The sequence below is a fragment of the Actinoallomurus vinaceus genome (genome assembly GCF_039542055.1).
In the GTDB taxonomy this organism is placed as follows: Bacteria; Actinomycetota; Actinomycetes; order Streptosporangiales; family Streptosporangiaceae; genus Actinoallomurus; species Actinoallomurus vinaceus.
Map to the genome: position 1 here is coordinate 259,925 of NZ_BAABHK010000014.1, position 26,220 is coordinate 286,144.

General features: G+C 70.8%; 35 protein-coding genes. 22 read left to right on the forward strand and 13 right to left on the reverse strand.

The genetic code is table 11. The annotated features are described in order from the left end of the window. Positions 1 to 5: 5 nt before the first annotated feature. Entirely contained in the window at positions 6 to 584 is a 579-nt protein-coding gene (locus tag ABEA24_RS38920) for a nicotinamidase (RefSeq protein ID WP_345437972.1), read from the reverse strand. A 189-nt stretch (positions 585 to 773) separates the two neighbouring features. Between ABEA24_RS38920 and ABEA24_RS38925 the strand changes: the two genes are divergently transcribed. The 4 genes from ABEA24_RS38925 (at position 774) to ABEA24_RS38940 (ending at position 3,753) form a co-directional block, all read left to right on the forward strand. After that, positions 774 to 1,331 (forward strand): RNA polymerase sigma factor, encoded by a 558-nt coding sequence (locus ABEA24_RS38925; RefSeq protein ID WP_345437974.1) that lies wholly within the window; start codon positions 774 to 776, stop codon positions 1,329 to 1,331. Beyond that, the gene (locus ABEA24_RS38930) at positions 1,324 to 2,259 is read left to right on the forward strand and encodes a CU044_5270 family protein (RefSeq protein WP_345437976.1); all 936 of its coding nucleotides are present in this window, start codon (positions 1,324 to 1,326) and stop codon (positions 2,257 to 2,259) included. The genes ABEA24_RS38925 and ABEA24_RS38930 overlap by 8 nt, the downstream gene beginning before the upstream one ends. A gap of 339 nt (positions 2,260 to 2,598) precedes the next feature. Then, on the forward strand, positions 2,599 to 3,063 hold the full coding sequence (locus ABEA24_RS38935; protein WP_345437978.1) for a hypothetical protein: 465 nt from the start codon (positions 2,599 to 2,601) through the stop codon (positions 3,061 to 3,063). A 39-nt stretch (positions 3,064 to 3,102) separates the two neighbouring features. Then, on the forward strand, positions 3,103 to 3,753 hold the full coding sequence (locus ABEA24_RS38940) for a class I SAM-dependent methyltransferase (protein WP_345437980.1): 651 nt from the start codon (positions 3,103 to 3,105) through the stop codon (positions 3,751 to 3,753). 48 nt (positions 3,754 to 3,801) lie between these two features. Here the strand turns inward: ABEA24_RS38940 and ABEA24_RS53810 are convergent, their stop codons facing one another. After that, complete coding sequence (locus ABEA24_RS53810; RefSeq protein WP_425551288.1) at positions 3,802 to 4,077, reverse strand: DUF397 domain-containing protein; 276 nt, start codon at positions 4,075 to 4,077, stop codon at positions 3,802 to 3,804. Then, positions 3,959 to 4,804, reverse strand: coding sequence for a helix-turn-helix domain-containing protein (locus ABEA24_RS38945; RefSeq protein ID WP_345437982.1), 846 nt, complete (start codon positions 4,802 to 4,804; stop codon positions 3,959 to 3,961). Before ABEA24_RS38945 ends, ABEA24_RS53810 begins: the two co-directional genes overlap by 119 nt. Before the next feature lie 170 nt (positions 4,805 to 4,974). On the opposite strand from ABEA24_RS38945, the gene ABEA24_RS38950 reads away from it, so the two are divergent. Then, positions 4,975 to 5,286, forward strand: a complete 312-nt coding sequence (locus tag ABEA24_RS38950) for a hypothetical protein (protein ID WP_345437984.1) — start codon at positions 4,975 to 4,977, stop codon at positions 5,284 to 5,286. Positions 5,287 to 5,392: 106 nt separating this feature from the next. On the opposite strand, the gene ABEA24_RS38955 is transcribed toward ABEA24_RS38950, so the two are convergent. After that, entirely contained in the window at positions 5,393 to 6,691 is a 1,299-nt protein-coding gene (locus tag ABEA24_RS38955) for a nicotinate phosphoribosyltransferase (RefSeq protein ID WP_345437986.1), read from the reverse strand. A 65-nt stretch (positions 6,692 to 6,756) separates the two neighbouring features. Between ABEA24_RS38955 and clpS the strand changes: the two genes are divergently transcribed. The 14 genes from clpS (at position 6,757) to ABEA24_RS39025 (ending at position 16,316) form a co-directional block, all read left to right on the forward strand. Next, entirely contained in the window at positions 6,757 to 7,047 is a 291-nt protein-coding gene (gene clpS / locus ABEA24_RS38960) for an ATP-dependent Clp protease adapter ClpS (RefSeq protein WP_252845094.1), read from the forward strand. Positions 7,048 to 7,050: 3 nt separating this feature from the next. After that, positions 7,051 to 7,587 carry a DUF2017 domain-containing protein gene (locus ABEA24_RS38965; protein WP_345437992.1) on the forward strand — a complete coding sequence of 179 codons (537 nt, stop codon included), beginning with the start codon at positions 7,051 to 7,053 and terminating at the stop codon, positions 7,585 to 7,587. Positions 7,588 to 7,693: 106 nt separating this feature from the next. Next, a complete protein-coding gene (locus ABEA24_RS38970) occupies positions 7,694 to 8,641 on the forward strand; it encodes an anti-sigma factor RsbA family regulatory protein (protein ID WP_345437994.1) in 948 nt (315 codons plus the stop codon). A gap of 108 nt (positions 8,642 to 8,749) precedes the next feature. Further along, a complete protein-coding gene (locus ABEA24_RS38975; RefSeq protein WP_345437996.1) occupies positions 8,750 to 9,181 on the forward strand; it encodes a M67 family metallopeptidase in 432 nt (143 codons plus the stop codon). A gap of 193 nt (positions 9,182 to 9,374) precedes the next feature. After that, entirely contained in the window at positions 9,375 to 9,647 is a 273-nt protein-coding gene (locus ABEA24_RS38980; RefSeq protein ID WP_345437998.1) for a MoaD/ThiS family protein, read from the forward strand. A 1-nt stretch (position 9,648) separates the two neighbouring features. Beyond that, a complete protein-coding gene (locus ABEA24_RS38985) occupies positions 9,649 to 10,596 on the forward strand; it encodes a PLP-dependent cysteine synthase family protein (RefSeq protein ID WP_345438000.1) in 948 nt (315 codons plus the stop codon). An 88-nt stretch (positions 10,597 to 10,684) separates the two neighbouring features. Then, on the forward strand, positions 10,685 to 11,068 hold the full coding sequence (locus ABEA24_RS38990; RefSeq protein WP_345438002.1) for a hypothetical protein: 384 nt from the start codon (positions 10,685 to 10,687) through the stop codon (positions 11,066 to 11,068). Then, positions 11,059 to 11,736 (forward strand): nucleotidyl transferase AbiEii/AbiGii toxin family protein, encoded by a 678-nt coding sequence (locus tag ABEA24_RS38995; RefSeq protein ID WP_345438004.1) that lies wholly within the window; start codon positions 11,059 to 11,061, stop codon positions 11,734 to 11,736. The genes ABEA24_RS38990 and ABEA24_RS38995 overlap by 10 nt, the downstream gene beginning before the upstream one ends. Before the next feature lie 131 nt (positions 11,737 to 11,867). Beyond that, on the forward strand, positions 11,868 to 12,623 hold the full coding sequence (locus tag ABEA24_RS39000) for a thioesterase family protein (RefSeq protein WP_345438006.1): 756 nt from the start codon (positions 11,868 to 11,870) through the stop codon (positions 12,621 to 12,623). A gap of 76 nt (positions 12,624 to 12,699) precedes the next feature. Continuing rightward, entirely contained in the window at positions 12,700 to 13,518 is an 819-nt protein-coding gene (gene murI / locus ABEA24_RS39005) for a glutamate racemase (RefSeq protein ID WP_345438008.1), read from the forward strand. Positions 13,519 to 13,529: 11 nt separating this feature from the next. Next, positions 13,530 to 14,279: an MBL fold metallo-hydrolase gene (locus ABEA24_RS39010; RefSeq protein WP_345438010.1), complete on the forward strand. Its 750-nt coding sequence runs from the start codon at positions 13,530 to 13,532 to the stop codon at positions 14,277 to 14,279. A gap of 76 nt (positions 14,280 to 14,355) precedes the next feature. Continuing rightward, complete coding sequence (gene rph / locus ABEA24_RS39015; protein ID WP_345438012.1) at positions 14,356 to 15,075, forward strand: ribonuclease PH; 720 nt, start codon at positions 14,356 to 14,358, stop codon at positions 15,073 to 15,075. Beyond that, positions 15,072 to 15,656, forward strand: coding sequence for an RdgB/HAM1 family non-canonical purine NTP pyrophosphatase (gene rdgB / locus ABEA24_RS39020; protein WP_345438015.1), 585 nt, complete (start codon positions 15,072 to 15,074; stop codon positions 15,654 to 15,656). Before rph ends, rdgB begins: the two co-directional genes overlap by 4 nt. A gap of 165 nt (positions 15,657 to 15,821) precedes the next feature. Next, positions 15,822 to 16,316, forward strand: coding sequence for a hypothetical protein (locus tag ABEA24_RS39025; RefSeq protein WP_345438017.1), 495 nt, complete (start codon positions 15,822 to 15,824; stop codon positions 16,314 to 16,316). Positions 16,317 to 16,544: 228 nt separating this feature from the next. On the opposite strand, the gene ABEA24_RS39030 is transcribed toward ABEA24_RS39025, so the two are convergent. Further along, on the reverse strand, positions 16,545 to 17,270 hold the full coding sequence (locus tag ABEA24_RS39030) for a maleylpyruvate isomerase family mycothiol-dependent enzyme (RefSeq protein ID WP_345438019.1): 726 nt from the start codon (positions 17,268 to 17,270) through the stop codon (positions 16,545 to 16,547). Between the two features lie 616 nt (positions 17,271 to 17,886). Between ABEA24_RS39030 and ABEA24_RS39035 the strand changes: the two genes are divergently transcribed. From ABEA24_RS39035 to ABEA24_RS39045, 3 genes are read left to right on the forward strand one after another with little or no spacing between them, the layout of a single operon-like run. After that, positions 17,887 to 18,399 (forward strand): SigE family RNA polymerase sigma factor, encoded by a 513-nt coding sequence (locus ABEA24_RS39035; RefSeq protein WP_345438021.1) that lies wholly within the window; start codon positions 17,887 to 17,889, stop codon positions 18,397 to 18,399. Next, positions 18,392 to 18,850: a hypothetical protein gene (locus ABEA24_RS39040; RefSeq protein WP_345438023.1), complete on the forward strand. Its 459-nt coding sequence runs from the start codon at positions 18,392 to 18,394 to the stop codon at positions 18,848 to 18,850. The genes ABEA24_RS39035 and ABEA24_RS39040 overlap by 8 nt, the downstream gene beginning before the upstream one ends. Positions 18,851 to 18,867: 17 nt before the next feature. Continuing rightward, positions 18,868 to 19,380, forward strand: coding sequence for a ribosomal protein L7/L12 (locus tag ABEA24_RS39045; protein ID WP_345438025.1), 513 nt, complete (start codon positions 18,868 to 18,870; stop codon positions 19,378 to 19,380). 50 nt (positions 19,381 to 19,430) lie between these two features. Here the strand turns inward: ABEA24_RS39045 and ABEA24_RS39050 are convergent, their stop codons facing one another. From ABEA24_RS39050 to ABEA24_RS39085, 8 genes are all read right to left on the reverse strand, one after another. Next, a complete protein-coding gene (locus ABEA24_RS39050; RefSeq protein ID WP_345438027.1) occupies positions 19,431 to 20,354 on the reverse strand; it encodes an anti-sigma factor RsbA family regulatory protein in 924 nt (307 codons plus the stop codon). Then, positions 20,351 to 21,226 (reverse strand): MEDS domain-containing protein, encoded by an 876-nt coding sequence (locus ABEA24_RS39055; protein ID WP_345438029.1) that lies wholly within the window; start codon positions 21,224 to 21,226, stop codon positions 20,351 to 20,353. The genes ABEA24_RS39050 and ABEA24_RS39055 overlap by 4 nt, the downstream gene beginning before the upstream one ends. A gap of 114 nt (positions 21,227 to 21,340) precedes the next feature. After that, positions 21,341 to 21,844: a flavin reductase family protein gene (locus tag ABEA24_RS39060; RefSeq protein ID WP_345438031.1), complete on the reverse strand. Its 504-nt coding sequence runs from the start codon at positions 21,842 to 21,844 to the stop codon at positions 21,341 to 21,343. A 31-nt stretch (positions 21,845 to 21,875) separates the two neighbouring features. Beyond that, positions 21,876 to 22,346, reverse strand: a complete 471-nt coding sequence (locus ABEA24_RS39065; protein WP_345438105.1) for an NADPH-dependent FMN reductase — start codon at positions 22,344 to 22,346, stop codon at positions 21,876 to 21,878. Positions 22,347 to 22,438: 92 nt separating this feature from the next. Beyond that, positions 22,439 to 23,545, reverse strand: coding sequence for an LLM class flavin-dependent oxidoreductase (locus ABEA24_RS39070; protein WP_345438107.1), 1,107 nt, complete (start codon positions 23,543 to 23,545; stop codon positions 22,439 to 22,441). Beyond that, on the reverse strand, positions 23,539 to 24,537 hold the full coding sequence (locus ABEA24_RS39075; protein ID WP_345438034.1) for an ABC transporter substrate-binding protein: 999 nt from the start codon (positions 24,535 to 24,537) through the stop codon (positions 23,539 to 23,541). The genes ABEA24_RS39070 and ABEA24_RS39075 overlap by 7 nt, the downstream gene beginning before the upstream one ends. Next, entirely contained in the window at positions 24,534 to 25,340 is an 807-nt protein-coding gene (locus ABEA24_RS39080; RefSeq protein WP_345438036.1) for an ABC transporter ATP-binding protein, read from the reverse strand. The genes ABEA24_RS39075 and ABEA24_RS39080 overlap by 4 nt, the downstream gene beginning before the upstream one ends. Then, positions 25,313 to 26,137, reverse strand: a complete 825-nt coding sequence (locus ABEA24_RS39085; RefSeq protein WP_345438038.1) for an ABC transporter permease — start codon at positions 26,135 to 26,137, stop codon at positions 25,313 to 25,315. Before ABEA24_RS39085 ends, ABEA24_RS39080 begins: the two co-directional genes overlap by 28 nt. Between the last annotated feature and the right edge of the window lie 83 nt (positions 26,138 to 26,220).

A 26,220-nucleotide genomic window follows, 5' to 3' on the forward strand; every position in this document is an offset into this window, starting at 1 on the left:
AGCGCTCAGCCCCGCACGATCGGCTGCCCGGACAGCTGCACGCCCGCCGTGCCCATCTCCTCCAGCGCCCGCTCCGTGGTCTGCTCCGCCACCCCGGCCGTCATGCCCAGCAGCACCCGGGTGGTGAACCCGGCCCGTACGGCGTCGACGGCGGTGGCGCGCACACAGTGGTCGGTGGCGATGCCGACGATGTCCACCGAGTCGACCTCGTGCTTGCGCAGCCACTCGGTCAGCGCTGTGCCGTCGTCGGCTGCGCCCTCGAACCCGCTGTAGGCGGCCTTCCGCTCACCCTTGCTGAACACCGTCTCGATCGGCGCCAGGTCGAGGTTCGGGTGGAAGTCGGCGCCCGGCGTGCCGATCACGCAGTGCGGCGGCCAGGTGCCGACGAAATCAGGCTCGTCGGAGAAGTGCTCTCCCGGCTCGAGATGGAAGTCCCGGGTCGCCACGACATGGTCGTACGCCCGGCGGTTGTCCTGCACGTACGTGGAGATCGCCGTGGCCACGGCCGCCCCACCGTTCACGGGCAGTGACCCGCCCTCGCAGAAGTCGTTCTGCACATCAATAATGATCAACGCCGTGCTCACGGCAGCCTCCCCGCCAGTCTCCAACGACAGGAAGTTACCCCGCCAGGGCCGGAAACATCAGCGGAGGACGCCGAGATTTCGAACGCCGCCGCTCCGGTGTGGGACGCACGGAAGACGATCTCGGCGTCCGGCGAAGCATGGGTGACAGATCCCCTCACCCAGGAGGCACCGTATGACGGAGGCAGGGACGTGACCGCCGACGTGGGCGAGCAAGCGAGTGACGCCGAGCTCGCCGACGGGTTCCGCCGAGATCCGGACCGGTTCACCGCCGTCCACGACCGGTACTTCCGCGCCATCTACCTGTACGCGGCCGGGCGGCTGGACGCGCAGACGGCGGAGGACATCGCCGCGGAGACGTTCTGCGTGGCGTTCCGCGATCGCGACCGGTTCGACCCCCGGCGCGGCGGCCTGCGGCCCTGGCTGTTCGGCATCGCCACCAATCTCGTGGCCCGGCACCGGCGCAAAGAGGCCCGGCACTACAAGGCCCTCTCCCGTACGGGGGTCGAGCCGGCCGCGGACAGCCACGAGAACCGCGTCGTCGCGTCGGTGGCGGCAGCCCGCATGCAGCCGCAACTGGTCAGGGCCCTGTCCCGGCTGTCGCAGGGCGAACGCGACGTCGTCCTGCTCGTCGCCCTGAGCCAGCTCAGCTACGACGAGGTGGCCGAGGCGCTCGGGATCTCCGCCGGAACGGTCGGGTCCCGGCTCAACCGCGCCCGCAAGAAGCTCAAGGAGGCAATCAATGGATGAACTGACGATGCTCGCGACGGCGCTCCGGGGCTCGGAGCCGTCCCAGGAGGCGGCCGACCGGAGCCGGCACCGGCTGCAGAACACGATGCGCGGCGGGCCGGCCCGCAAGCGCAGGATCGGCTGGCTGGCCGGCGGCCTCGGCCTGACCGCCGCCACGGCCGCGACGGCGATCCTCGTGAGCACGACCGGAACGGCGCACACCGCGCACCCCAACAGCCCGCCGTCCACGGCCGCGCCGTCCACGCTGTCCGCCCGGCAGATCCTCCTCGCCGCCGCCACCACCGCCGAGAATGCGCCGGCGGCCTCCGGCACGTACTGGTACGTCAAGATGGAGGAGAAGGAGAGCGCGAACGACAAGCCGACGCTCAGGGAGCGGTGGACCCGCCGAGACGGCGAGGTGTGGCGCAGGGACGCCAAGACCGAGGGCGAGGTCTTCCACCAGGGCATCTTGCCGGACCGGCCGAAGGGGCGGCCGTTCGACCTCGGTGTCGGGTTCGTGAGCCTCCAGCAGATTCAGGAGCTGCCCACGGAGGCGGATCGGCTGAAGGCGTGGCTGGCCGATACGGTCGCGCACAGCGGCATCAGGACCGGCGCGGGGCCCCTGACCGCGCAGATGCAGAAGGAGTACGTCTTCGAATCGCTGTACATGCTGATCAGCACGCTGCCTGCCCCGCCGAAGGTCCGTGCCGCGGCGTTCCGCGCGTTCGCCGCGTACCCGAACGTGAAGGTCGTCGGCAAGGTCGCCGACGGCGAGGCCCTGCAGTTCTCCGTGCTGCCCGGAGACCGGCTCCGGATGGTCATCGATCCGAAGACCTCCCAGGTCCGCGAGACCAACTTCCTCGCCGAAGGCGGGGGAGGAGAGTTCTTCAGCGATGGCGGCGGGGTGCGGATCACCACCGCCGCCTGGACCAACGACCTGCCCCACTGAACCCGGCCATCAAGCACTGACCTCCTGAACCCTCGCATCGGGGACTGCGGGTCCAGGGCGGTCCGCCGCGAGGACGTCTCCGGCGCGGGCGTGGCCCCGTGCACCTCGCGGTCCCGGCCGGTGCCGCCCTTTCACAGCCGGCTGCCGTTCCCACGTGCCCGGCTGAGCAGTCCGCGCGGGACCACATCTTTGGTCGCGCGGACGTGCCGAAGATCGGCGATCAGTATGACGCCGGACGCCTATCGGCCCTTCTACGTTCGAAATCGCGACGCGCATGGCCTCCGTCGCGATTTCCGGCGCCGACGTGAAAAGGCACGGCACTACAAGGAGACCGACTCCGTGACCACCCCTGTTCCCTCGCTTTCCCCACCTTCCGCGCCCGGCCGCCCGGACCTGCGGCGGGACAGGCCGCGTTGGCCGGCGCTCGTACTGATCGGGGCCGGACTGGCACTGGTCCCGTGGCTGTTCGTGCTCGCGTTCGGGCTCCCGGCCACAGCGGTGGCCGCGCACTGGTCGACGGCATGGGCGGGGTTCGACGGCCTGGAGGCGCTCGGCCTGGTCAGCACAGGCGTGCTGCTCAGGCGACGTGACCCTCGCGGCTGCCTGGTGGCGGCCGCGACCGCTCCGCTGCCGGTCGTGGACGCCTGGTTCGACGTGGTCACGGCCACGCCGGGCGGCGACCGGACCACGGCCGTGGCGATGGCGATCTTCCCCGAGCTGCCCCTGGCGATCACCTGCGCCGTCCTGGCCATCAGGACGTTCCCACGCCGGGACCCCGCGTCGATCCATCCCCACAGCGCCTGAAGCCCCGGCTCCCCACCATCACCATTCACTGGAGGAAGAATGACCGTACTGACCGCTCGCCGTACCCGCTGGGGACTGGCCGCCGCCGGCGGCGCCGCCGCGGCCGCGTGGTGGTTCGGCGACAGGGCGCCTTACCCGTACACCCAGCGGGGCCTGCTCGACATCCCGCTGCCGTACCTGACCTGCGCCGGTCTCGACGAGGTGCTCCGTCCCCGCCCCGGCGAACGGATCCTTGAGATCGGCCCCGGCACCGGGCTGCAGTCGCTGCACGTGGCGCCACAGCTCGGCCCGGTGGGGCGGCTCGACGTCGTCGATATCCAGCCGGAGATGCTCGACCACGTGACCCGCCGCGCCGAGGAGCGCGGCATCACGACCATCACCGCGACCGAGTCCGACGCCCGGACCCTGCCGTTCGCCGAGGAGACCTTCGACGCCGTCTACCTCGTCACCGCGCTGGGCGAGATCCCCGAGCCGGAGCGGGTCCTCAGCGAGGCCGCGCGTGTGCTCGCGCCGGCCGGACGGCTCGTGGTGGGGGAGTTCTTCGACCGGCACTGGATCCCGTTCGGCCGGCTCCACCGCCTCGCCGACGCGTCCGGCCTCCACTTCGAGGTACGGCGCGGCCCGACCCTGGCCTACTTGGCCCGTTTCCAACCCTGCCGCAGCACGCACCCGGTCCCGGTACCGGCCTGATGCAAGCGCCGAGTCCCGGGCACGGCTTCGACTGGCGGTCGCTGCTGTCTAGGGGCAGCGATCACCAGGGATCAGTTCGTCGCCGGCTACCCGATCGTTTTCCCCAGGTCGGAGCGCTGGGACAACGGCGGCCTCTACGCAGTTGGTTTCGGACCCGCTGTGGCTTGACTTGCGCCACGCGGTGCGGGAGAGGTCCATTCCGCCCTCAGCTTTCGTAGTCGGAGGCGATCGAGGCGATGAATTCCGCCGATTTGGCCGGATCAAGCGCCATATCCCGCAGCGTATCGACGCTTGCAGTGAACGGCGACACATCCTCGGGCTCATCGAGGAACAGGGAGGAACGCTTGTGTTCGAGATGCACGATCCTCGGAGCCGTGGCGAATTCCAACATCACGAATGATCCGTTCAGCCCCGCGTGCGCCCCTCTGTCGTACGGAATCACCTGGACACTGACGTAAGAGTGCTCGGTCGTCTGCATAAGACGGCCGAGTTGCTCGAGCATGACCGTCCTGCCGCCGATCGGACGACGGAGCGCTGCCTCATCGATGATCGCGAGGTACTCAGGCGGGCTTGGGCGGCTGAAGATCACCTGTCGGCCCATGCGGGTCGCGACACGAGCCTCGATTTCGTGGTCGGGCACTCCCGTGCGCTCCATGACCGAGCGGGTGTATTCGGGCGTCTGTAGCAGGCCCGGGATGAGGGCCAGTTGCATGTCGATGATTCGTGTCGCCTGAGACTCGAAGCCGATCAGGGCGGTGAGCTGGCTGGGGAGTCCCGGATCGTGGGTCTCCCACCAGCCCGGTTGATTGGCCTTCCGGGCCAGGGCCAGCAGCCGGTCGCGTTCCTCGCCGGTTACGCCGTACAGCGCGAGTAGCGCCGCGACGTCCTCGCTGCTGATATTGCGCTGGCCGGTCTCCGTGCGGCTGACCGTGCTCGCCGACCAGCCCAGCCGCTTGGCGACCTCGCGAGTCGTTAAGCGGCTCTGCTCCCGCAGCTCGCGTAGCTCGGCACCGAGACCTCGGGCCCGTACGGTCGCCGGCCGTTTCGGCATCGTCCGCCTCCTCTACTGATCCTTCTCGTCGACCTTAGAGGTGCCGGTGCCGCATACTCAGGCGATTGTCGCGGAAAGTGTTGCGATCATCACGCTGTGCTGTCACTGTTTCAGCAACACGAGAAACGCTGCGGATTGGGAATCGCAGGCGTCGCGGAAACGGGGTCTTCATGCACGAGGTAACGAGAGACGGGTCTCAGGAGTGGGGCGAGCAGCGTCTGCTCGCCGAGCTCGTCGAGCTGTCGGTCGAGACGGCACCGCGTCGGTTCGCTCTAGGACTGCTGGACATCCGGCAGGACGACGGCGCCGTGGTGGGGTGGGGCCTGGACTTCGGCAACGAGGCCATCGCCTATGTCCCGACCGGCGGCTCCTGTCAGAGGCTCATCCGTGCCGAGACCGCAGACCGTGCGCGGCGGCTGCTCGCCCGGCGCGCCGACGTACGACTCATCTGGCTCGACGCGCCCGTGTCGCGGGAGCCCTGATGCCGAACGGTGTCGGCTGATCACCGGCGCATGCTGCGCAAAGGGACATAGCATGCGTCGGTGATCATGGTGGCTTTCGCTCGGCGGCGCCGGGGGGCGGAGCCGCTCAGGAGCCGTTGACGAACTTCGTTGGGATGGCCACCTCGCCGCGGGAGAGTTGGAAGGCCGATGGGGGGAGTTCCGCCAGGGCTTGCTCGTGGTGGTCGCGGGCCTCGCTCAGGGGCTCGCGGGCGACGATCTCGCCGTTGACGACGAGCGGCGTCAGCAGCGGCCGGTCGTACGGGCCGGAGGTCGGCTCGCTCGTCGAGACGACCTCGGCGATGGCCCGGCCGTTGTCGTCGCGGTGGCGGACCGCCCACTTGCGGCCGCCCTTGCTCGGCTTGCCGACCGAGTGCTTGGCCACCGGGCGCAGCGGGCCGTCGTCGGTCTGGGCCCGGGCCACCAGCTTGTAGACGAGCGACGCGGTCGGCGCGCCCGATCCGGTGACCAGCGATGTGCCGACGCCGTACCCGTTGACGGGGGAGGCGGCGAGGGCGGCGATCGAGTACTCGTCGAGGTCGCCCGTGACGATGATCCGGGTCTTGGGCGCGCCGAGGCCGTCGAGCTGCTCGCGGACCTCGCGGGCCATCTCCTTCAGGTCGCCGCTGTCGATGCGGACGGCGCCGAGTTCGGGCCCGGCGAGCTCGACGGCGACCGCGACGGCGCGGGGGACGTCGTAGGTGTCCACGAGCAGGGTCGTTCCGGGGCCGAGCGCGTTGAGTTGCGCCTGGAAGGCGTGGCGTTCGCTGTCGTGGAGCAGGGTGAAGGCGTGCGCGCTGGTGCCCGCCGTGGGTACCCCATAGGTGCGTCCTGCTTCGAGATTCGAGGTGGACCGGAAGCCGGCGATGTAGGCTGCGCGAGCGGCGGCCACACCCGCCATCTCGTGCGTGCGCCGGGATCCCATTTCGATGATCGGGCGGTCGGCTGCGGCACGTACCATTCGGGAGGCAGCGGAGGCGATCGCACAGTCATGGTTGAGGATCGACAGCGAGAGCGTCTCGAGGATCACCGCTTCGGCGAAGCTGCCCTCCACGACGAGGATCGGCGAGCCGGGGAAGTAGCAGTCGCCCTCCGCGTAGCCCCAGATGTTCCCGGAGAACCGGTACGACTCCAGCCACGCGGCGCTCGGCTCGTCCACGATGCCCTGGGAGGTGAGGAATTCCAGTTCAGGCCCACCGAACCGGAACGACTCCAGTGCCTCGAGCAGGCGTCCCGTCCCGGCGACGACGCCGTAGCGGCGGCCGTTCGGCAGCTGCCGGGCGAAGACTTCGAAGATCGCTCGGCGGTGCGCGGTGCCGGCGGTGAGGGCACCCTGGAGCATGGTGAGTTCATAGCGGTCGGTCAGCAGCGCCGTCGAATGATCCACGAGTGGCAGATTACGGTGTGGTGTGTACACGATGTGCGAGCAGCACCCCGGAAGGAGGCACTGAAGTGACCACGGCTCCCGTCGAGCTCGATCGGCCGGACGCCGCCGAAGATGTACGTCCGGACCGTCCGTGGGTGTCGATCGTCTGGAACGACCCCATCAACCTCATGTCGTACGTGACGTACGTGTTCCAGGCTGTCTTCGGCTATTCGAAGAAGAAGGCCGAGAAGCTGATGCTCGATGTGCATCACAAGGGCCGCGCCGTCGTTTCCAGCGGTACCCGCGAGGAGATGGAACGCGACTGCGAAATCCTGCACTCCTACGGCCTGTGGGCCACGGTCCGGCAGGATGTCTGAGTTATGAACACCTGGTTCACCCCCGTCCACGGTGGCGGTGTGCGGCTGCGGATCACGCGGGAGGAGGCCTCTGTCGTCCACGCGCTGGTCACCCAGCTCCTCGACCTGCTGGGCGGGCCCTCGCCGGCCGTCCGGGACGACGGCCTGCCCAACCTCAGCTTCTCGGAGAACACCACTGTCTCCGACGATCCGGTGCTGGCCCGGCTCTTCCCCGACGCCTATCAGGATGATCAGATCGCTTCGGCGGAGTTCCGGCGCTACACCGAGGGGACCCTGCGCGACGACAAGCGGGCGGCCGCCGAACTGGTGCTCAAGACGCTCGGCGAGGGCGGGGACATCTTCCTGGACGCCGAGCAGTCCCAGGTGTGGCTGCGGTCGCTCAACGATCTGCGCCTCGCCCTGGGCACCCGCCTGGAGATCACCGAGGAGTCGCTGGAGCGGAACCGCACGCTGGACTGGAACGATCCGCGCTCCGCGCCCTTCGCCGCGTACGACTGGCTGACCTATCTCCAAGAGGACCTCGTACGAGCCCTTTGGTAAGCATCATCCCTGGATGATGGTTGATTGGCGGGTTATCTCTCTTTTGTCGCCGAGCGCCTTGGTAGTTTGGGCGTCGCCGCCGGACTCCGCGCTGGGAGGAGCGGGTGTGACCGCCACCGACTCCGTCGATGTGCTCGTCCACCGAGCCCTGCTTTACGGCCATGAGGACGAGTTCCTCGCCGTGACGATCCCCTTCCTGCGTGAGGGCGTGTCTCAGGGCGGCCGCCCGGTCGTGATCAGCGAGCGGGCCGGTCTCTTACGCCGCAGGCTCGGCCGTCAGGCCGGCCGGGTGGAGTTCATCGACCCGGCCTGCTGGTTCGGCGTACCGGCCCGGACCCTCACCGCCTACCTCGCGCACGCGCGCGAGCACTGGTGGCCGCGAGGCCCGCTGTGCCTCATCGCGGAGCCGGTCTGGCGGGCCCGCACCCGCCCGGAGATCCGGGAGTGGGGCCGGCTGGAGTCGCTGCTCAACGTGGCGTTCGCCGGCACCCCGACCCGCCTCCTGTGCGCGTACGACATGCGCTCACTGCCGCCCGAGGCCGCCGAGGACGTGAGCCGGACCCACCCCGAGCTCGTCGGCGCCACCGGGAGCCGGCAGAGCACGCTGTTCACCGACCCGGCCGTCTTCTACGCCGAGCGCAACCGGGCCCCGCTCTCCCCGCCCGCCGAGCCGGTGATGAGCCGGGGGTTCGCGGGCGAGGACCTGGCCGGGCTGCGGGCCTTCGTCGCGGACGCGGCCGACCGGCACGGTCTGCCCCGGGAGCGCTCCCTCGCCCTGGTGCAGTCGGTCAACGAGGTCGCCGCGCACGTCGTACGCAGCGGCGGGGGATCGGGATCGGTGTGGTTGTGGTCCGCGGACGGCACGCTGATCTGCGACGTCGTGGACGCCGGCGCCTCCCTCGACGACCGGTTCCTCGGCTACTTCCCGCCCACGCCGTACCGGCCCGCGGGCGCCGGCATGTGGGCGGTCCGGCAGCTGTGCGACCTGGTGGAGATCCGGTCCGGGGCCGACGGCTCGGTCGTCCGGCTGCACATGGGCCGCGACCCCCGCTGACCCGGCTGCACATGGGACGTGATCCCTGCTGAGCCGTTGGGACGTGATCTCCGCTGACCCGTCCGCCCGCCCGCTTCGGCCGGCGGCGGCCGTCGATACGCTGTGCGCATGCTCACCATCGAACGGGCCATCGTCGACCAGATCGTCGCTCACGCGCGCGCCGACCACCCGGACGAGGCATGCGGCGTCGTCGCCGGAGCCGTCGGCTCCGACCGGCCGTCCCGGTTCATCCCGATGGCGAACGCCGAGCGCTCCCCGACCTTCTACCGATTCGACTCGATGGAGCAGTTCAAGGTGTGGCGGGAGATGGACGACCGGGACGAGGAGCCGGTCGTGATCTACCACTCCCACACCGCCACGGAGGCCTACCCCTCCCGTACCGACCTCTCCTACGCCTCGGAGCCGAACGCGCACTACGTGCTGGTGTCCACCCGCCACGACGACGAGACGGAGTTCCGCTCCTACCGGATCGTCGACGGCAAGGTGGACGAGGAGGAGGTCCGCGTCGTCGAGTCGAACGAAACCGACTCGGTAGACTGAACCCGTGACGACGATGACGGAGCGCCCGAACCCGGTCCGCCTCGTCGCGCCCGTGCAGAATTTTCTCTTCGGCCACTGCCGCGCCGAAGTCGTCTACGACTGTCGCCAGGGCTGACTCCCCCAGCCCGGAATCCCCGCGCATCCGGCCGTGTTGAGCCATGCCGGGACCGTACGACGAAGGAGCACACTCGCGATGGCGATCGAGGTTCGTATTCCGACGATCCTGCGTAACTACACCGATGGGGCGAAGGCGGTCGAGGGTGGCGGCGCCACGCTCGACGAGCTGTTCGCCGACCTGGAGTCCAGGCATCCGGGCCTGCGCGGCCGGCTGGTCGACGAGAAGGGCCTGCGGCGCTTCGTCAACGTCTACCTGAACGACGAGGACGTCCGCTTCCTGGGCGGCCTGGAGACCAAGGTCTCCGACGGCGACACCGTGACGGTGCTGCCCGCCGTCGCCGGCGGCTGACGTGCGCTTCGACTCCCTGCTCGACTCCCTCGGCCGTACGCCGCTGGTCGGGTTGCCCCGGTTGTCACCCTCACCCGAGGTGCGGCTGTGGGCCAAGCTCGAGGACCGCAACCCGACCGGCTCGGTCAAGGACCGCCCCGCCTTCTGGATGATCGCCAAGGCGGAGAAGGAGGGGCTGCTCGCCCCGGGCCGGACGATCCTGGAGCCCACCTCCGGGAACACCGGCATCTCCCTGGCGATGGTGGCCAAGCTGCGCGGCTACGACATCGTCTGCGTGATGCCGGAGAACACCTCCGCCGAGCGGCGGCAGCTGCTGGAGATGTGGGGCGCGCGCATCATCTTCTCCCCGGCGGCCGGCGGCTCCAACGAGGCCGTGCGCGTCGCCAAGGGGCTGGCGGAGGAGAACCCCGACTGGGTGATGCTCTACCAGTACGGTAACGAGGCCAACGCCCGCGCCCACTACGAGACGACCGGGCCCGAGTTGCTGGACGACCTGCCGTCGATCACCCACTTCGTCGCCGGGCTGGGCACCACCGGCACGCTGATGGGCGTGGGCCGCTACCTGCGGGAGCAGGTCCCGGGCGTGGCGATCGTGGCCGCCGAGCCCCGCTACGGCGAGCTGGTGTACGGCCTGCGCAACATCGACGAGGGCTTCGTGCCCGAGCTGTACGACGAGTCGGTGCTGACGACGCGCTACTCCGTGACGTCGGCGGACGCCCTGCGGCGCACGCGTGAGCTGCTCGCGCAGGAGGGCATCTTCGCCGGCATCTCCACCGGGTGCGCGCTGCACGCCGCGCTCGGCATGGCGAACAAGGCCGTCAAGGCGGGCGAACGCGCCGACATCGCGTTCATCGTCGCCGACGGCGGCTGGAAGTACCTCTCGACCGGCGCGTACGGCGGCACCCTGGAGGAGGCCGAGGAACGCCTCGAAGGCCAGCTCTGGGCCTGACCGCGCACGACCCACGGGCGCTTACCGAACTCGAAAACAGTTTCGGTAAGCGCCTGTGTACGTTCCGTATCCTTGGCATACTGGGCTCATGCCCAAGACGTTGGCGAGCTGGACGGAGCATCTGCCCCGTTGGATCCCCCGATCACTGTCCGACCTGTACGGTCCGCGTGAGGGCGTCGTCGACCTCCCGCTGGATTTGTGCTGGTCGGGACATACGCGGTACGACGTGGGGCGCTTCCGCCAGAGGGTCGCGCTGTACAACCTGGTGATCGTGCAAGGACTGCAGGATCACTACCCCGCCTTCTTGAATTCGGATCACCTCATCGACGCCTGGCCGCTGTTGCACCGGCGGATGGCCGACGGCTACGTCAAGGCGTGGGAAAGCCGCTTCCCGGAGCTGGCCAGGCGAGGAGCTTCTCCTGAGGCTTTCGCCGCCGCCCGCGCCGAGTGGGAAGCGGCCACATGGGCCTGAACATGCCGCCGTTTCATCGGCGGATCATCGATGCAGGGCTTGATCTGTGCGAGGAATACGGGTTATTCCTGGCGGGCGGATACGCGATGCGGGCCCATGGCCTGGTCGACCGACCGAGTAAAGACATCGACTTCGCGACCGACCACCCACTCCCGGTCGACGAGCTAACCGCTCGGGTCGTGGCGGGATATCGGGCAAAGGGCTTCGCCGTCGTGGCCAAGCCGGGGAATTACCGGTTCGCCCGTCTCCTTGTCAGCGACCCGCAGACCGGAGAGGCTTGCGAGGTCGACCTGATGAAGGCCACTCTCCGAGTGAGCCCCATCGTGGTGGACTCCTGTCCCGTCGTGGGTTTCGACGACGCGGTCGGCCTGAAGATGCGAGCCGTTCACGACCGGGGGATCGCCCGCGACCTCATCGACGCTGCCTCGCTCGCCGGCCAGTACAGCTTCGAACGGCTTGAGTGGCTCTGCCGCTCGCACGAGAGTGACTTCTCCCTGCACCGGCTGGTCTCACGGCTGGAAGCGGCCGAGTTCCTCGACGACCAGGAGTTTCAGGGCTACGGGCTGACGCTGGACGAGGTGCGGCGGGTGAAGCGGTTCGCGGCGGAGTGGGCGCAGGACATCAATCTTCGGCTGATGGAGGAGGAAGAGGTCGACCTCAACCTCTGACGCCGTGTGGCGAGCGTCCTATTTGTGCTTGTTGTCGCGGTTGTTGGCCATCGGGCCGGTAGGGTAACGACCGAATGCGGTTCTACTCGGCGGTGAGGTGGGGAATGGGCGGCTTCGCTGCGGCTACGGCCGTGCGGAAGGTGGCGGAGGGGCGCTACGCGGTCGACCTCGACGGGGACTACGGCTTCCAGCACGCGCTCAACGGTGGCTACCTCATGGCGGTGCTGGCCCGCGCGGCGATCGGCGAGTCTGCGCATCCGCACCCCGTCGCCACCAGCGCGAGCTTCCTTCGCGTCGTGACGGCCGGGCCCGCAGAGATCCGGGTAGAGCCTCGCAAGACCGGGCGCACGGCCACGGTGGCCCGCGTCATCCTCGCCCAGGAGGGCCAGGACCGGGTCGAGGCGCTCATCACCACCGGCACGCTCGACGGCGACGCCGAGCCCGACTACTCGGCGGGCCAGGAGAAGATCCCCCCGGTCGAGGAGTGCGTGACATTCGAGGCGGACAACGGCTTCACCCGGCGGATCGACCTGCGCTACGACCCGGCCACCATGGGCTGGCTCGACGGGCGGCCCAGCGGTGTGCCCGAGATACGCGCCCACCTGCGGCTGCGCGAGCCGTACGACCCCGACGGCATCCTCCTCGCGCTCGCCGTCGACGCGCTGCCGCCCGTGGTGCTCAACACGAGCGCGTCCGGCTGGGCGCCGACCGTCGAGCTGACCTGGCACATGCGGGCCGTCCCCGCACCGGGCTGGCTGGCCGTCCACGGCCGGGGCCGTCTCGTCAGCGACGGATGGTTCGACGAAGAGGTCGAGGTCTGGGACTCCACCGGAAGGCTCGTCGCGCAGAGCCGGCAGATCGCCCGTGTAGGCCGCGGCCGCTCGTAAAGCACTGGAAATCACAGTGTGATGTACGGCGCATCGGGCCACCGATGGTTCGGAGGTCTCTTAGCCTGTTGGGATCATGTCTGACGCGCCAATCGGGATCTTCGACAGCGGAGTCGGCGGGCTGACCGTCGCCCGCGCCATCCTCGACCAGTTGCCGAACGAATCGCTGATCTACGTCGCCGACACCGCGCGGTTCCCGTACGGGCCGAAGCCGATCGCCGAACTCCGCGCCTACGCCCTCGAGGTGCTCGACCGCCTCGTGGCCGAGGGCGTGAAGATGCTCGTCATCGCCTGCAACAGCGCCAGCTCCGCCGTCCTGCGCGACGCGCGGGAACGCTACGACGTCCCGGTCGTCGAGGTGATCCTGCCGGCCGTGCGCGCCGCGGTCAGCGCCAGCCGTACGGGCCGCGTGGGGCTGGTGGCGACTCCTGCGACCGTGACCAGTCGATCGTACGATGACGCGTTCGCCGCTGCGCCTCATGTGACACTGACAAGTGTCCCGTGTCCGCGTTTTGTAGAGTTTGTGGAGCGGGGCATCACCATGAGCGACGAACTCCTCGACGTCGCGCGCGGCTACCTTCGGCCGATCCTCGACGCGGGGTGCGACACCCTCATCCTCGGCTGCACGCATTACCCGCTGCTGACCGGCGCCATCTCATACGTCGCCGGTGACGGGGTAACTCTCGTATCAAGCGCCGACGAGACCGCCAAGGACGTCTTCCGCGTGTTGCACGACGGTCGCCTGGCCCGCGCGGAGGGCTCCCCGGAGCCCGCCCACCGGTTCCTCGCGACCGGAGATCCGACGCCGTTCGGCGTCCTCGGCCGCCGCTTCCTCGGCCCGGAGATCGGGCTCGTCGAATCCGCGATCGTCGGCATTCCGTCCACCGCTCGTTAGGAGGTCGGCCCGTGCGGCTCACGGTGATCGGCTGTTCGGGGAGCTTCCCCGGTCCGGACAGTCCGGCGTCCTGCTATCTCGTCGAAGCCGACGGCTTCGCGCTCCTGCTCGACCTCGGCAGCGGTGCCCTCGGCCCGCTGCAGCGCCACATCGGGCTGTACGAGATCGAGGCCGTCCTACTGTCCCACCTGCACGCCGACCACTGCATGGACCTGTGCGGATACTGGGTCGCCCGTACCTACGCGCCCGAAGGTCCCAAGCCACGGATCCCGGTGTACGGGCCGGAGGGCGTCGCCGACCGGATGGCACGGGCGTACGACCTGGACCTGGACCCGGGGATGCGTCAGGCGTTCGACTTCCACACGCTGCGCCCCGGGGCGTTCCGCCTCGGGCCGTTCACCATCACGACGGCGCCGATGAGTCACCCCGTCGAGGCGTACGGATTCCGCGTCGAGCACGGCGGCGCGGCGATCGCCTACTCCGGAGACACGGGCGAGTGCGACGAGCTCGTCGAGCTGGCCCGCGGGGTCGACCTGCTGCTGGCGGAGGCGTCGTTCCTCGATCGGCCCGATCTCCCCCCGGACCTACACCTCAGCGCCCGTCAGGCGGGGGAGCACGCCACCCGGGCGGGCGCGGGGCGGCTCGTCCTCACCCACCTCGTCCCCTGGAACGACTCGGCGAGCATCCTCGCCGAGGCCAAGTCCAGCGGCTACGGCGGCCCGATCGAGCTGGCCGCCCAGGGCGCCGTCTACGAGCTGTAGGAGAGGCACACGGCCCGCCGCCGGGAAGGGGCGGCGCACGCGCGGCGGTGGGAACGCTCTCGGTAGGGTGACGTCCATGGCTCGCCCCGACGGTCGGTCAGCCGACCAGCTTCGTCCCGTCCGTATCCACCGCGGCTGGCTCACCCACGCCGAGGGCTCCGTGCTGGTGGAGTTCGGCCGCACGCGCGTGCTGTGCGCCGCGTCCGTCCAGACCAGCGTGCCGCGCTGGCGCCGCGACTCGGGGCTCGGCTGGGTGACGGCGGAGTACGCGATGCTGCCGCGCGCGACCAACACCCGCAACGACCGCGAGTCGGTCAAAGGCAAGATCGGCGGTCGCACGCACGAGATCTCGCGTCTCGTCGGCCGGTCGCTGCGGGCCTGCGTCGACTACAAGGCGCTGGGGGAGAACACCATCATCCTCGACTGCGACGTGCTGGAGGCCGACGGCGGCACCCGCACCGCCGCGATCACCGGAGCGTACGTCGCGCTCGCCGACGCGATCGCCTGGATGCGCGGCCGCAAGCTGCTGAAGACCAGCCCGCTCGTCGGCTCGGTCGCGGCGGTCAGCGTGGGCGTCATCGACGGCGAGCCGCGGCTCGACCTGTGCTACGAGGAGGACGTCGCCGCCGAGACCGACATGAACGTCGTGTGCACGGGCGACGGCCGGTTCGTCGAGGTGCAGGGCACCGCCGAGGGCCAGCCGTTCGACCGCGCCGAGCTCGACGCGCTCGTCGACCTGGCGGCGGGCGGGTGCGCCGAGCTCACCCGCATCCAGCAGGAGGCCCTCGCGTCATGAAGATCGTCCTAGCCACGCGCAACCAGGGGAAGATCGTCGAGCTGCGCCGGATCCTGGCCGACATCGACGTGGTCGGGCTCGAGGAGTTCCCGGACGCGCCGGAGGTCCCCGAGACCGAGCTGACGTTCGCGGGCAACGCGCTGTTGAAGGCGCGCGCGATCGCCGCGCACACCGGGCTGCCCGCCGTCGCCGACGACTCCGGCCTGTGCGTCGACGCCATGAACGGCATGCCGGGCGTGTTCTCCGCCCGCTGGTCCGGCCGGCACGGCGACGATCAGGCCAACCTCGCCCTGCTCCTCGGGCAGCTGTCCGACGTGGCCGCCGAGCACCGCGGCGCCCGCTTCGTCTGCGCGGCCGCCATCGCGTGGCCCTCCGGCGAGGAGGAGACCGTCGAGGGTCACCTGGACGGCGTCGTCATCGACGCGCCGCGCGGCACGGGCGGCTTCGGCTACGACCCGATCTTCGTGCCCGAGGGCGACACGCGCACGACCGCCGAGCTGGCGCCGGAGGAGAAGGACGCCATCAGCCACCGTGGCAAGGCGTTCACGGCCCTCGCGGAGCGTATCCATACGCGACCGTAGGGTCTGGGGACCCAATCCCTCCGCCGGAAGTTGAGCCTAGGGCCTCTACCTTCAGCCGGCCGATGAGGCGATAGTCGACGGGTATCCAACCCATCACTCACGGCTGAACCCTGCCCGCCGACCTGCGGGGGGTTCGGGCCGTGATCTTCGACGAAGGAATCGCCAATGCGGAAACTGGCCGCCACTGTCGCCGCCGCCCTCGCCGTCGTCGGGGCAGGAGCGTCGACGGCCTCTGCCGCCACCACTGGCGCCAAGCCCAAGACGCATGGAACCTGGAACCTGAATTCCCAGACTAAGGGCGAAAAGGGGAAGAGCCACCCGGTACTCAAGTACGTCCACACCTGGGGCTCGTGGACCTTGGGCACGAAGCCCCACAAGAAGGGCAAGTGGCTGACGATCAACGGAAAGCTGGCGGACGTCAGTCCGGGCGACACCGGAGTGGCGTACGTGATCGTGCGTATCAAGCTCTCCGGCAAGCTGGTGCAGAAGCCGGCGAAGTACAGCGCCGACACCCCGCAGGCCCGCCCCTTCACGGTGACGTACACCGCGAAGAATGCCTCCCAGGTGGGCAAGGTGACGGTCACCGTCCAGAAGTTGCTGTACACGACGGGCGACAACGGAACCAACAAGGTTCTCAGCAAGGAGTTCACGATCAAGTGACCGGTCGCCCGCCGGCGCGCCGCTGAGAGAGCGCACGGCGGGCCGCCTTCTCCGGCAGAGCCCGGGTTACCGGCCCCGTTTCGGTCCGGTCGCCCGGGTTCTTCGCACGTCCGGCCCCTGTCAGCCGGTGCCCTCGTCCGGCCCGTCCGCAGGGAGCAGGCGGTCCACCACCGCGGTGACCAGGTCGTGGAGCTCCGCTTCGGGGAGCACCTCCGGCAGGGTGGCGGCTCAGCGGGTGGCGGTGGCGAGGGCGGCGCGCAGTGCGGTCGCCGCCCGGCGGTCGCCGCACACGCGTACGGCGTCGTCGCCCCGGCGTCCCCACAGCCACAGATAGACGGCGACCGGGTCGCCGATCACGACCGCGTCGGCGTCGTCGGGGAGCTCGCGGGCGACCTCGGCCGACCCGGGCCGGAGCGTTACCCGCCACACGTGCGACCCGGCGGCGACGCCGACGATGCGGACCGGGTCGTGCGTCTCGTCCTCCCGGCGACGGGCGAGGAAGAGTGACAGGACCTCGTCGGCGCCGTCGGCGGCGAACCGCGCGTCGATCGGGCCGATCGGGCCGTACGCCGTCTCGACGTCGGCGCGGTGCACGGTGGTCTCGTGCGCCATGCGCCGCCACCAGAATCCGACGGTGCGGTCGTCCGGCGACCAGGTGTCGCAGGGCTCGCCGGGGTGGTGCCCGCCAAGCTCGTCGTGCAGTTCGGCGGCTCCGGCCCGGAACCACTCGACGACGTCCCCACCCGGCGGCTCGCGCTCCCAGACCTCCGGCCGATGCTGCGTACGGACCCAGCCGAGGACCAGTCGGTGCACGCCGCCCAGATGCCGGAGGACCTCGCCGACGTTCATGCCGGGGCAGGTCGGAACGGGCGCGCCGAGGTCGCGGTCGGCGGCGAACGCGGCGATGTGCGCGCTCTCGGCCCGCAGCCGGGTGAGGAAGTCGGAAGGCTCCATCAGCACCAGCCTGGCCGGTCGCGCCGACTCCGTCAAAGACCGTGACAACCGATCGGCCCGGAGGAGGGGTTGAGGGGGGTGTACGGAAACGAAGGGATCTCTCAATGACCGATCGCAGACGTCGCCGGACGACATTCACTCTCGCCGGGGCCGGCGCGGCCGTCGCCGTGCTCGCGGGCGTATGGGCGGGCGGCGCCGCCATCGCCGGGGGTTCTGGCCATGGGGTGAAGAACGTCGCCGACTCCTCCAAGGTCCCGGCCGCCACGCCGACGCAGAAGCCGGTTCCCACGCCGACGTCGACGAGAGTGCCGACCGCGAGGCCGACCATGACCGTGCGACCCACCCCGACGAAGGTGCCGCACCCCCGGCCGACCTGTGTGGCGACGGCCCCGCCGGGGGCGCCGCAACCGGTGCCGACGACCCGGCCGGGCGCGCCGCGACCGGTGCCGACGACCCGGCCAGGGAAGCCGCGACCGTCGGCGACCCGGCCGGGGGCGCCGCGACCGGTGCCCACGGTGTCCCCCACGTGCGGGAAGCCGCCGAAGCCCGTTCCGACCACGCCGGGCCGGGGATAGGTGGCACACTGTCCACCCTGAGCCGTGAGGAGGCCTGCGGAGTGAGTGGTGACGAGCTCACGTTCGACGAGTTCGTCACCGCCTCCGCGGGCCGCCTGCTGCGCACCGCGGTGTTCCTCGTCTACGACCGGCACCTCGCCGAGGACCTCCTGCAGATCGCGTACGAGCGGGTCGCGCGGCGCTGGACCCGGATCCTGCGCGGCGGGCACCAGCCGGAGGCGTACGCGCGCAAGGTGCTCGTCAACCTCGCCATCGACCACCACAAGCGCCGTAAGAGACGACCCGATCTGCCGGTCGGGGGGACCGTCGACGTCGAGCGGCTCGTCGGATCGCGTTCGACGTACGACGCGGGAAGAGCCCCGCTCGACGACGTCCTGGCGACCCTGCCCGTCAAGCAACGGGCCGTGGTGGTGCTGCGCTACTGGTGCGACCTGAGCGAACACGAGATCGCGGAGGCGCTCGGCATCTCCCGGGGCACGGTGAAGAGTCACACGTCACGGGCGATGGCCGCCCTGCGGCGGCAGCTGTCGGAGGAAGGAGCGGCTCATGAGTGACGACCTCGACGCTCTTCTCCGCGAGCACTACCGGCGCGCGGCCGAGGGCATCCAGCCGGACGCCGAGCTGATCGACCGTTACCGGGGCTCGGCGCGGCCGACGAGGACCGTCCCCGCGTGGCCGCGGATGCTCCTCGCCGCGGCGGCGGTCGCCGGCATCGCCCTGCTGACCTGGGGACTCCTCAAGCCCGATCACCCAGGCCGGCGCAGCGTGCCGCTGGCCCCGCCTCCCGCGACGTCCGTGCCCTCACCGTCGACGACGCACACGTCGCCGCGGACGACGAACTCGTCGACACCCGGGGTGCGTCCCCACCCGCTGCCAACGAGGCGACCGGGGGGCCACCCCAAGGCCACGGTCCCGCCGACGCCGAGCCCCACGCACCCGGGCATCCCGATGCCGAGGACATCACCGACGCGGCTCACGGTCGCACCGCGGCCGACTCATCACTGATCTGTCAGAATCCAGGCATGGGTGCCATGGTGGTGTTGATCGGTCTGGCCGGTGTCCTCCTTGTCGTCGTCCTCGTCGTTGTGGTCATCAGCGTCGCGAGGAACGCGGGGTCGTCCCGGCCGGTGGCCGGACCCGTCCCGCCGGTGGCCGGACCCGTTCCGCCGATGGGGGGACCTCTGCCGCCGATGAGCGCGCCGATGACGCCGATGGGCGTGCCGATGGCGGTGCCGGCCGCCCTGCAGGTCCGGGTGCGCACCCTCTTGGGGGAGAACAAGCCGATTCTGGCGGTCAAGGAGGTCCGTCAGGCGACCGGGCTCGGGCTCAGGGAGGCCAAGCAGATCGTCGACGCCCTGCGCAGCGGTCCCCTGCCCGAACCGGGCGGGTACGCGTCCGGCGGGCCCGGCAGCGTCGCCGAGCGGGCCCGGCAGATCCGCGACACCGGTGACTTCGCGGGCGCCGTCGCGCTCGTCCAGGCGGAGACGGGCATGGCGGCCGGGGACGCGGAACGCTTCGTCGCGGCGCTCGGCTGACGAGGAGCCGTACGGCGCGGGACGGCTGGGAGTCCGTCGCGGCACTCCGGTCAGCGGCAGGGGATGTGCAGCCGGACCGTCGTCCCGTCCGGGCCCGTGCGCAGCTGGACCAGCGCGCACAGCATGCGGACCCCCCACAGGCCGAAGCCCGACAGGGACGCCGGATCGGGCGGGACGAAACCGGGGACCGGGTCCGCCTGCCAGTGACCCGCGTCGGTCACCTCGACGATCAGGTCGTCGTCGTCCCGCCACATCTGGCAGCTGATCGGGGCCTGGCCGTGCCGGATGGCGTTGGTCGCGACCTCCGTCGTCGCGACCAGCAGGTCGTTGATCCGGGGCCGGGACATGCCGTGGTGGCGGGCGTGGCCGCCGATGAAGGAGCGCAGCGGGCTCAGGTCGGCATCGTCGATCGGGAGCCGGACGGCGCCGGGCGGAGGGGCGGGCAGCGGATCGCGGTCCACCCCCGCCTGGACGATCGCCGGGTCGAGGTAGGCGTCGTTACAGCGCGAGCAGGCACCCTCCATGAGCTGGGGATGGGTGCGCAGCGCGCCGTCGAGCAGCCCGGGGTCGGTGGTGCGCCGGTCGTAGAGGCACAGCACCGAGGCGCTGATGTCGGCGAACGCCTGGTTGATGATTGACTCGTATCTCGTCCACTCGGATATCTCGGCCGCGGTCCCGGTCTCCCAGCCGGGCTCGGCGACGACCCTGATGCGAGCGGTGGCGTTCTCGGCGATGAACGAGCTGTAGTTGGCGATGGTGCGCGTCGGCTGGATGTACCAGGAGGCGGAGTCGGCGAACTCGACGGCGTCGGAGTCGGTGCCCAGCGCCTGACGTAGGCAGGCGAGGTTGGGCGCCGTCCCGACCGTGAGCACCGCCTCACCCGCGCTGAGGCCCTCCTGGAGGAACGGCAGGACCGTGTCCAGGATGTCCTTCTCGTTGTCGTACATCAGGACCTGGTGGATCAGTCGCGTCATCGGGCCTCACCATCGCCGATCTCCAGCCACGGCAGCAGCCGGCTGCTCACGAGCTCGACGATGTCCGCCAGGTGAGCGGACGGATGATCGAGGATCACCCGCGAGCCGAGGTGCATCGCGGCACCCGCCATCATGCTGAGCGCACCCAGGTCGACGAATCGCAGCTCGGCGAGGTCGAGGTGGACGTCACCGCCGTGATCGATGACCTTCTGCAGCGACTCGGCGAACACCGCGTGCCGCGCGCCGTCCAGCTCGCCGCTGAGCCGCAGACCCCGCGGCCGGAACGTCGGGGTGATGCTCAGGATTCCGTCGTCGAAGTAGGGATCGGCGCCCACGAGCACCTCGTGCCTCTCCTTCAGCGCGGTGAGTTCCTCCGGTGTGCAGGAGCGCGCGTCGACCTGACAGATCGCCATGGCCATCGTACTGGGGGAGATGGCGGCGTCCACCCGAGCCTCGCACTCGAGGACGCCGTCGCGGCCCCTCTTCTGATGGAACGCCCAGGTCATGTCGACCGTGACGCGGACGCCGCGGAAGCGCTCCGTCTCCGCCCGATCGAGGACCTCCTGCAGCGTCGCGCTCATCCGCGCGGGGTCGAACACGCCACCGGTCAGGCAGGTCTCCGCCTGCGGCAGGATCGCCAGCTGCCCGCTGCGGAGATAGGCCTCCGGGTCGAGCCGGTAGCGCGACCGCAGGTCGGGCAGGTCGCCCGACCCGGCGTCGGTGATGTAGATGACCTTGTCGGATCCGGCCAGCCCGTCGTGGAGGAAGGCACCCACCACATGCTCCTGCTCCTCCCGGTCGGCATAGGAGAACCACGCGTGGTCTCCGGGCAGCAGCTCTCCGACGGATCTCTCGGCGAACCAGCGCTCCATGTGCCTCCTCCCGCGCGACGTCGGCAGGTGGCCTCTACCATACGGCGAACGACGCAGCGTGACGACGTTTTCACGCAAACCGCCGGCGTCGAAACTTTCAGTGAAAGGCCCCGGTCAACCCGGGTGCGGGCTGAACCGGCCGTACCGGCCGCGGTGGTAAAGCAGGGGTACGCCCGGCGCGCCGAGACCCGTGTCGACGACCAGTCCCACCACGAGCCAGTGGTCCCCCATCGCGACCGTGTCGTACGGCTCGCAGAGCAGGTGCGCGGCGGTCCCGTCGAGGATCGGCACGTCCCCCGGCCCGATGTGCCACGACGTCGGCGGCGCGAAGCGGTCGACCCCGCGCCCGGCGAACCGGGACGCGATCTCCGCCTGGTCGGTCGCCAGCACGTTGACCGCGAAGGTCGGCGCCTCCCGCAGGTCCGGCCAGGTCGTCGACGCGCGCCCGACGCAGAACGACACCAGCGGCGGATCGAGGCTGACGGAGGTGAACGAGGTGGCCGTCAGCCCGACCGGGCCCGGCCCGGTCACCACGACCACGCCGGCGGCGTGCCGGCCCAGCGCCCGCCGGAAGCTGTCCCCGTCCACCACCGGGGTCTGTCCCACACGTGTGCCCATCACCGTTCGCCTCCGCTTCACTGCGGGACGGTCACCAGACGGCCTCGGGGAGGCGTACGGTCGCCGCCCATTCGGCCAGGACCTCGTCCAGGCGGTCGAGGTCGGACTCGACCACGGCCAGTCCCGGGGTGGGGACGCTCGCGCCGAGCTCGACGAGCAGCGGCCGCAGATGGACCTCGACCGCGAGCGCGTGCCGGGGCGACCCCATCACCAGCAGCGGCAGCGCGGTCACGCCGGACAGGGAGGGCACCCGGTCGAGGAACGCCTTGAGCAGGCCGGTGTAGGTGCCCTTGTAGGTCGGGCTGGCCACGACGAGGAGGTCGGCCGAGGAGACCTTCGCCACCGCGTCGTCCAGCCGCGGGGACGGGGCCCGGCTGAACAGCCGGTCGGCGAGCTCCGTCAGGTCGACCGTCTCGGGCGTGGTCCCCGGGGCGATCGCCCGGGCCGTACGGGCGGCGACGGCGTGCGTCCGCGACTCCGGGCGCGGGTTGCCGACCAGCACGACGACCCGCGTCCCGAGGCGCGGGGGGACGTCCGAGCCGGCGGCGAGCCCGCTCCGGGGCGGTCCGTCCCCGTTCGCGACCGCCCCGGTGCTCACGCCGCCTCCAGGAGGCCGCGGCGGGCCAGTTCGGGCAGTACGCCTTCGCCGAACCAGTACGCCTCCTCCAGGTGCGGGTAGCCGGAGAGGATGAACTCGTCGATGCCGAGCGCGGCGTACTCCTCGATCCGCTCGGCGACCTGGGCGTGGCTGCCGACCAGCGCGGTGCCGGCGCCGCCCCGTACGAGACCGACGCCCGCCCACAGGTTCGGGTAGATCTCCAGGTCGTGGCTCGACCCGCCGCTCCGGAAGTGCTCGTGCAGGGCGCGCATCCGCTGCTGGCCGACCGACTCGCTGCGCGCCAGCCCCTTCTGCGCCGCGGCGATCTCGGCCGGGTCGAGGTCGTCGAGCAGCCGGTTCGCGGCCGCCCACGCCTCTTTCGCCGAGTCGCGGGTCACGACGTGCAGCCGGATGCCGAACCGCGGCGTACGGTCCTCCTTCGCGGCCAGCTCCCGGACCCACTCGATCTTGTCCCGTACCTGCTCGGGTGGTTCGCCCCAGGTCAGGTAGACGTCCGCGTGCCGCGCCGCCACGGGGCCCGCAGCGCCGGACGACCCGCCGAAGTACAGCTGGGGCGCGGGGTCCGGCGCCTCGCGTACGGTGGCGCCCTCGACGTCGTAGTAGGTGCCGGAGAAGTCGAACGGCGTGCCGCCCCACGCGCCGCGCAGGATCGACAGGAACTCGTCGGTGCGCGCGTACCGCTCGTCGTGACCGAGGTGGTCGCCGAACCGCGCCTGCTCGGCCGTCTCCCCGCCGGTCACGATGTTGAGCAGCAGCCGCCCGCGCGACAGCCGCTGGTACGTCGCGGCCATCTGCGCGGCGAGCGTCGGCGACAGCACGCCGGGCCGGAACGCCACGAGGAACTTCAGCCGCGTCGTCTCGCGGGTCAGCGCGGCCGTCGTCAGCCACGCGTCCTCGCACAGGGTGCCGGTCGGGGTCAGCACGCCCTCGAAGCCGAGCTGCTCGGCAGTACGGGCGATTTGTGCGAGGTACTCGATGTCGGGCTCGCGCTGCACCCCGCGTACGTCGGCGCCGTGGCCGCCGCCGACGAGGGTGCGGCCGTCGCCGCTCGTGGGCAGGAACCAGTGGAACGCGGTCACGATGATCCTCCAGGGACGACGTCGTTGAAACGGGGGTCGACGAAGTCGGCGAACCTCACCCGGCCGGGCAGCAGCTTCGCGTCGCTGAACGCGTCCGCGAGGGACTGCTCCGCACCGGTCACGGTCGCGTCGAGCCGTACGGGCCGGGTGACCCGCCGGTCGACGGCGACCTGCGCCACCGGCAGGGGCAGGCCGATCTCCCGCGCCCAGGTCTGCGCCCACTCCTTCTGGTGGGTCGCGGTCCAGACGTACGCGCGGTCGACGCGGGCCAGATAGTCGCGCAGCGCCGCGACCTTGGCCTTGTCCTTCACCGCCTTGGTCGAGGCGACGGTGAAGTTGTAGTTGCTGGTGAACCCGTCGCCGCTGACGAGAGTGCGGGCGCCGGTCTGGGCCTGCGCCTGGGCCTGGTACGGGTCCCAGATCGACCAGGCGTCGACCTTGCCCCCGCTGAACGCGGACAGGGCGTCGGCGGGCTGGAGGTACTGCGGCTGGATGTCGGTGAAGCCCAGCCCCGCCTTCTTCAGCACGCCCAGCAGCAGCGCGTGCGCCGAGCTGCCCTTGGCCAGGGCGATCCGCTTCCCCTTGAGGTCCTGGATCGTGCGGATCGGGGAGTTCTTCGGCACGAGGACCGCCTGGGCCCGTACGTCCTGGGAGCCCGCGCCGATCACGGTGATCTTCGAGCCGGCCGCGGCGGCGAAGATCGGGGGTGTGTTGCCCACGCCGCCGACGTCGATCGCGCCCGCGTTCGCGGCCTCGAGCAGTGGGGGACCGGAGGTGAACTGCGACCAGGCGATCTTGTACTTGACGCCGGACAGTTCGTGCGCGGCCTCCAGCATGACCTGGACGCCGGCCTTCTGGTCTCCCACGTGGAGGGTCACCTTGCCCAGGTCGACCGAGCCGTCCTTGCGGATCGCGGCGTCCGTGCCGCTCCCCGAACCCCCGCAGCCGGCCGCCGCCACGACGGCGACGCTCAGCACGGCGAGAAGCCTCTTCATCGGTGATCCTCTTTCACTCCGAGTTGTTCGAGGAGGTCGGCGCGCAGCTCGACCAGATCCCCGGTGGAACGCGGGCGGGCGACGCCGACGCGCGTCTCGTACGCGATGCGGCCCTCGCCGAGGACGAGCACCCGGTCGGCGAGCCGCAGCGCCTCGTCCACGTCGTGGGTGACGAGGAGCACGCCCAGGCCGGCGTGCCGGGTCCACAGGTCGAGCACGAGCCGGTGCATGGTGATCCGGGTCAGCGCGTCGAGCGCGCTGAACGGCTCGTCGAGCAGCAGCAGGTCGGGTTCGCGGACGAGGGCCCGCGCCAGCGAGGCGCGCTGCGCCTCCCCGCCGGACAGCGTGAGCGGCCACGCCTTCGCCAGGCCCGCCAGGCCGACCTCCTCCAGGGCTGCGTACGCCGCCTCCTTTGGCCGGTCCAGGCCCAGCGCCACGTTGTCGATCACGCGTTTCCACGGCAGCAGCCGCGGCTCCTGGAAGGCGACCGCGACGGTCCCGTCGACGGTCAGCGCGCCACTCGCCTCGGGGTCGAGACCGGCCAGCGCCCGCAGCAGCGTCGACTTGCCCGAACCGCTGCGTCCCAGCAGCGCCACGAACTCGCCCCGCTCGATGTCGATGTCGAGGCCGTCGATGACCGTCCGTTCGCCGAAGACGCGGGTGAGCCCGCAGACGCTCGCGACACGGCCGGCCCGCTCCGCGCCGGCCGCGTCGACCTGCGCCGCGCCGGCCGCCGTCGCGTCGGTCTCCGCCGTGTCGGCCGGGCCGGTCGTCGTCACGCGGGTTGGAAGGCTCGCCGCCATGCGAGGGCCCTCCTCTCGATGAGCCGTACGAGGGCGTCGGTGAGCAGGCCCAGCACGCTGTAGACGACGAGCCCGACGACGATCACGTCGGTGCGCATGAACTCCCGGGCATCGTTGATCATCCAGCCGAGGCCGGCGTCGGCGTTGACCTGTTCGGCGACGATGAGGGCCAGCCAGGCGATGCCGAGGCTCTGCCGGAGCCCGACCAGCGCCTGGGGGAGCGCGCCGGGCAGGATGACGTGCCGGATCAGCGCGGCCCGGCCGAGCCGCAGCGTCCGGGCGGCCTCGACGAGCCTGCCGTCGACGCCGCGGATCCCGGCGTAGGTGTTGAGGTAGAGCGGGAAGGCGACCCCGAGGGCGACCAGTGCGATCTTGGGGGTCTCGCCGATGCCGAACCAGAGGATGAACAGCGGGATCAGGCCGTAGAACGGCAGCGTCCGCAGCATCTGCATCGGCGGGTCGACGGCGTTCTCGCCGAGGCGGCTGAGCCCGGCGGCGAGCGCGAGCACCACCCCGGCGGCCGCCCCGATGAGGAAGCCGATGGCGACGCGCTGCAGGGAGACGGCGATCGCCTCCGGGAGGGTTCCGGCCTCGGTGAGGTCGATCGCCGTACGGGCGATCTTCACCGGTGCGGCGATGAGGCGTTCCGGCAGCAGGCCGGATGAGCTGGCGGCCTGCCAGAGCAGGATGAGAACGAGCGGGCTGATGAGACGCCGGAGCCCGGGGGCCCGCGGGACGCGTGCCCGCGGCCGGGCAGCCCGGCGCGCCTGCCCCAGATCCAGGGCGGGTGAGGACATGAGATGTGTGACCTTCGTCGGTGAGCTGTCGATTCGGAGCGCGTGGGCGCTCAGGGCCGGCCGGCACGATCGCCGGCGAGGGG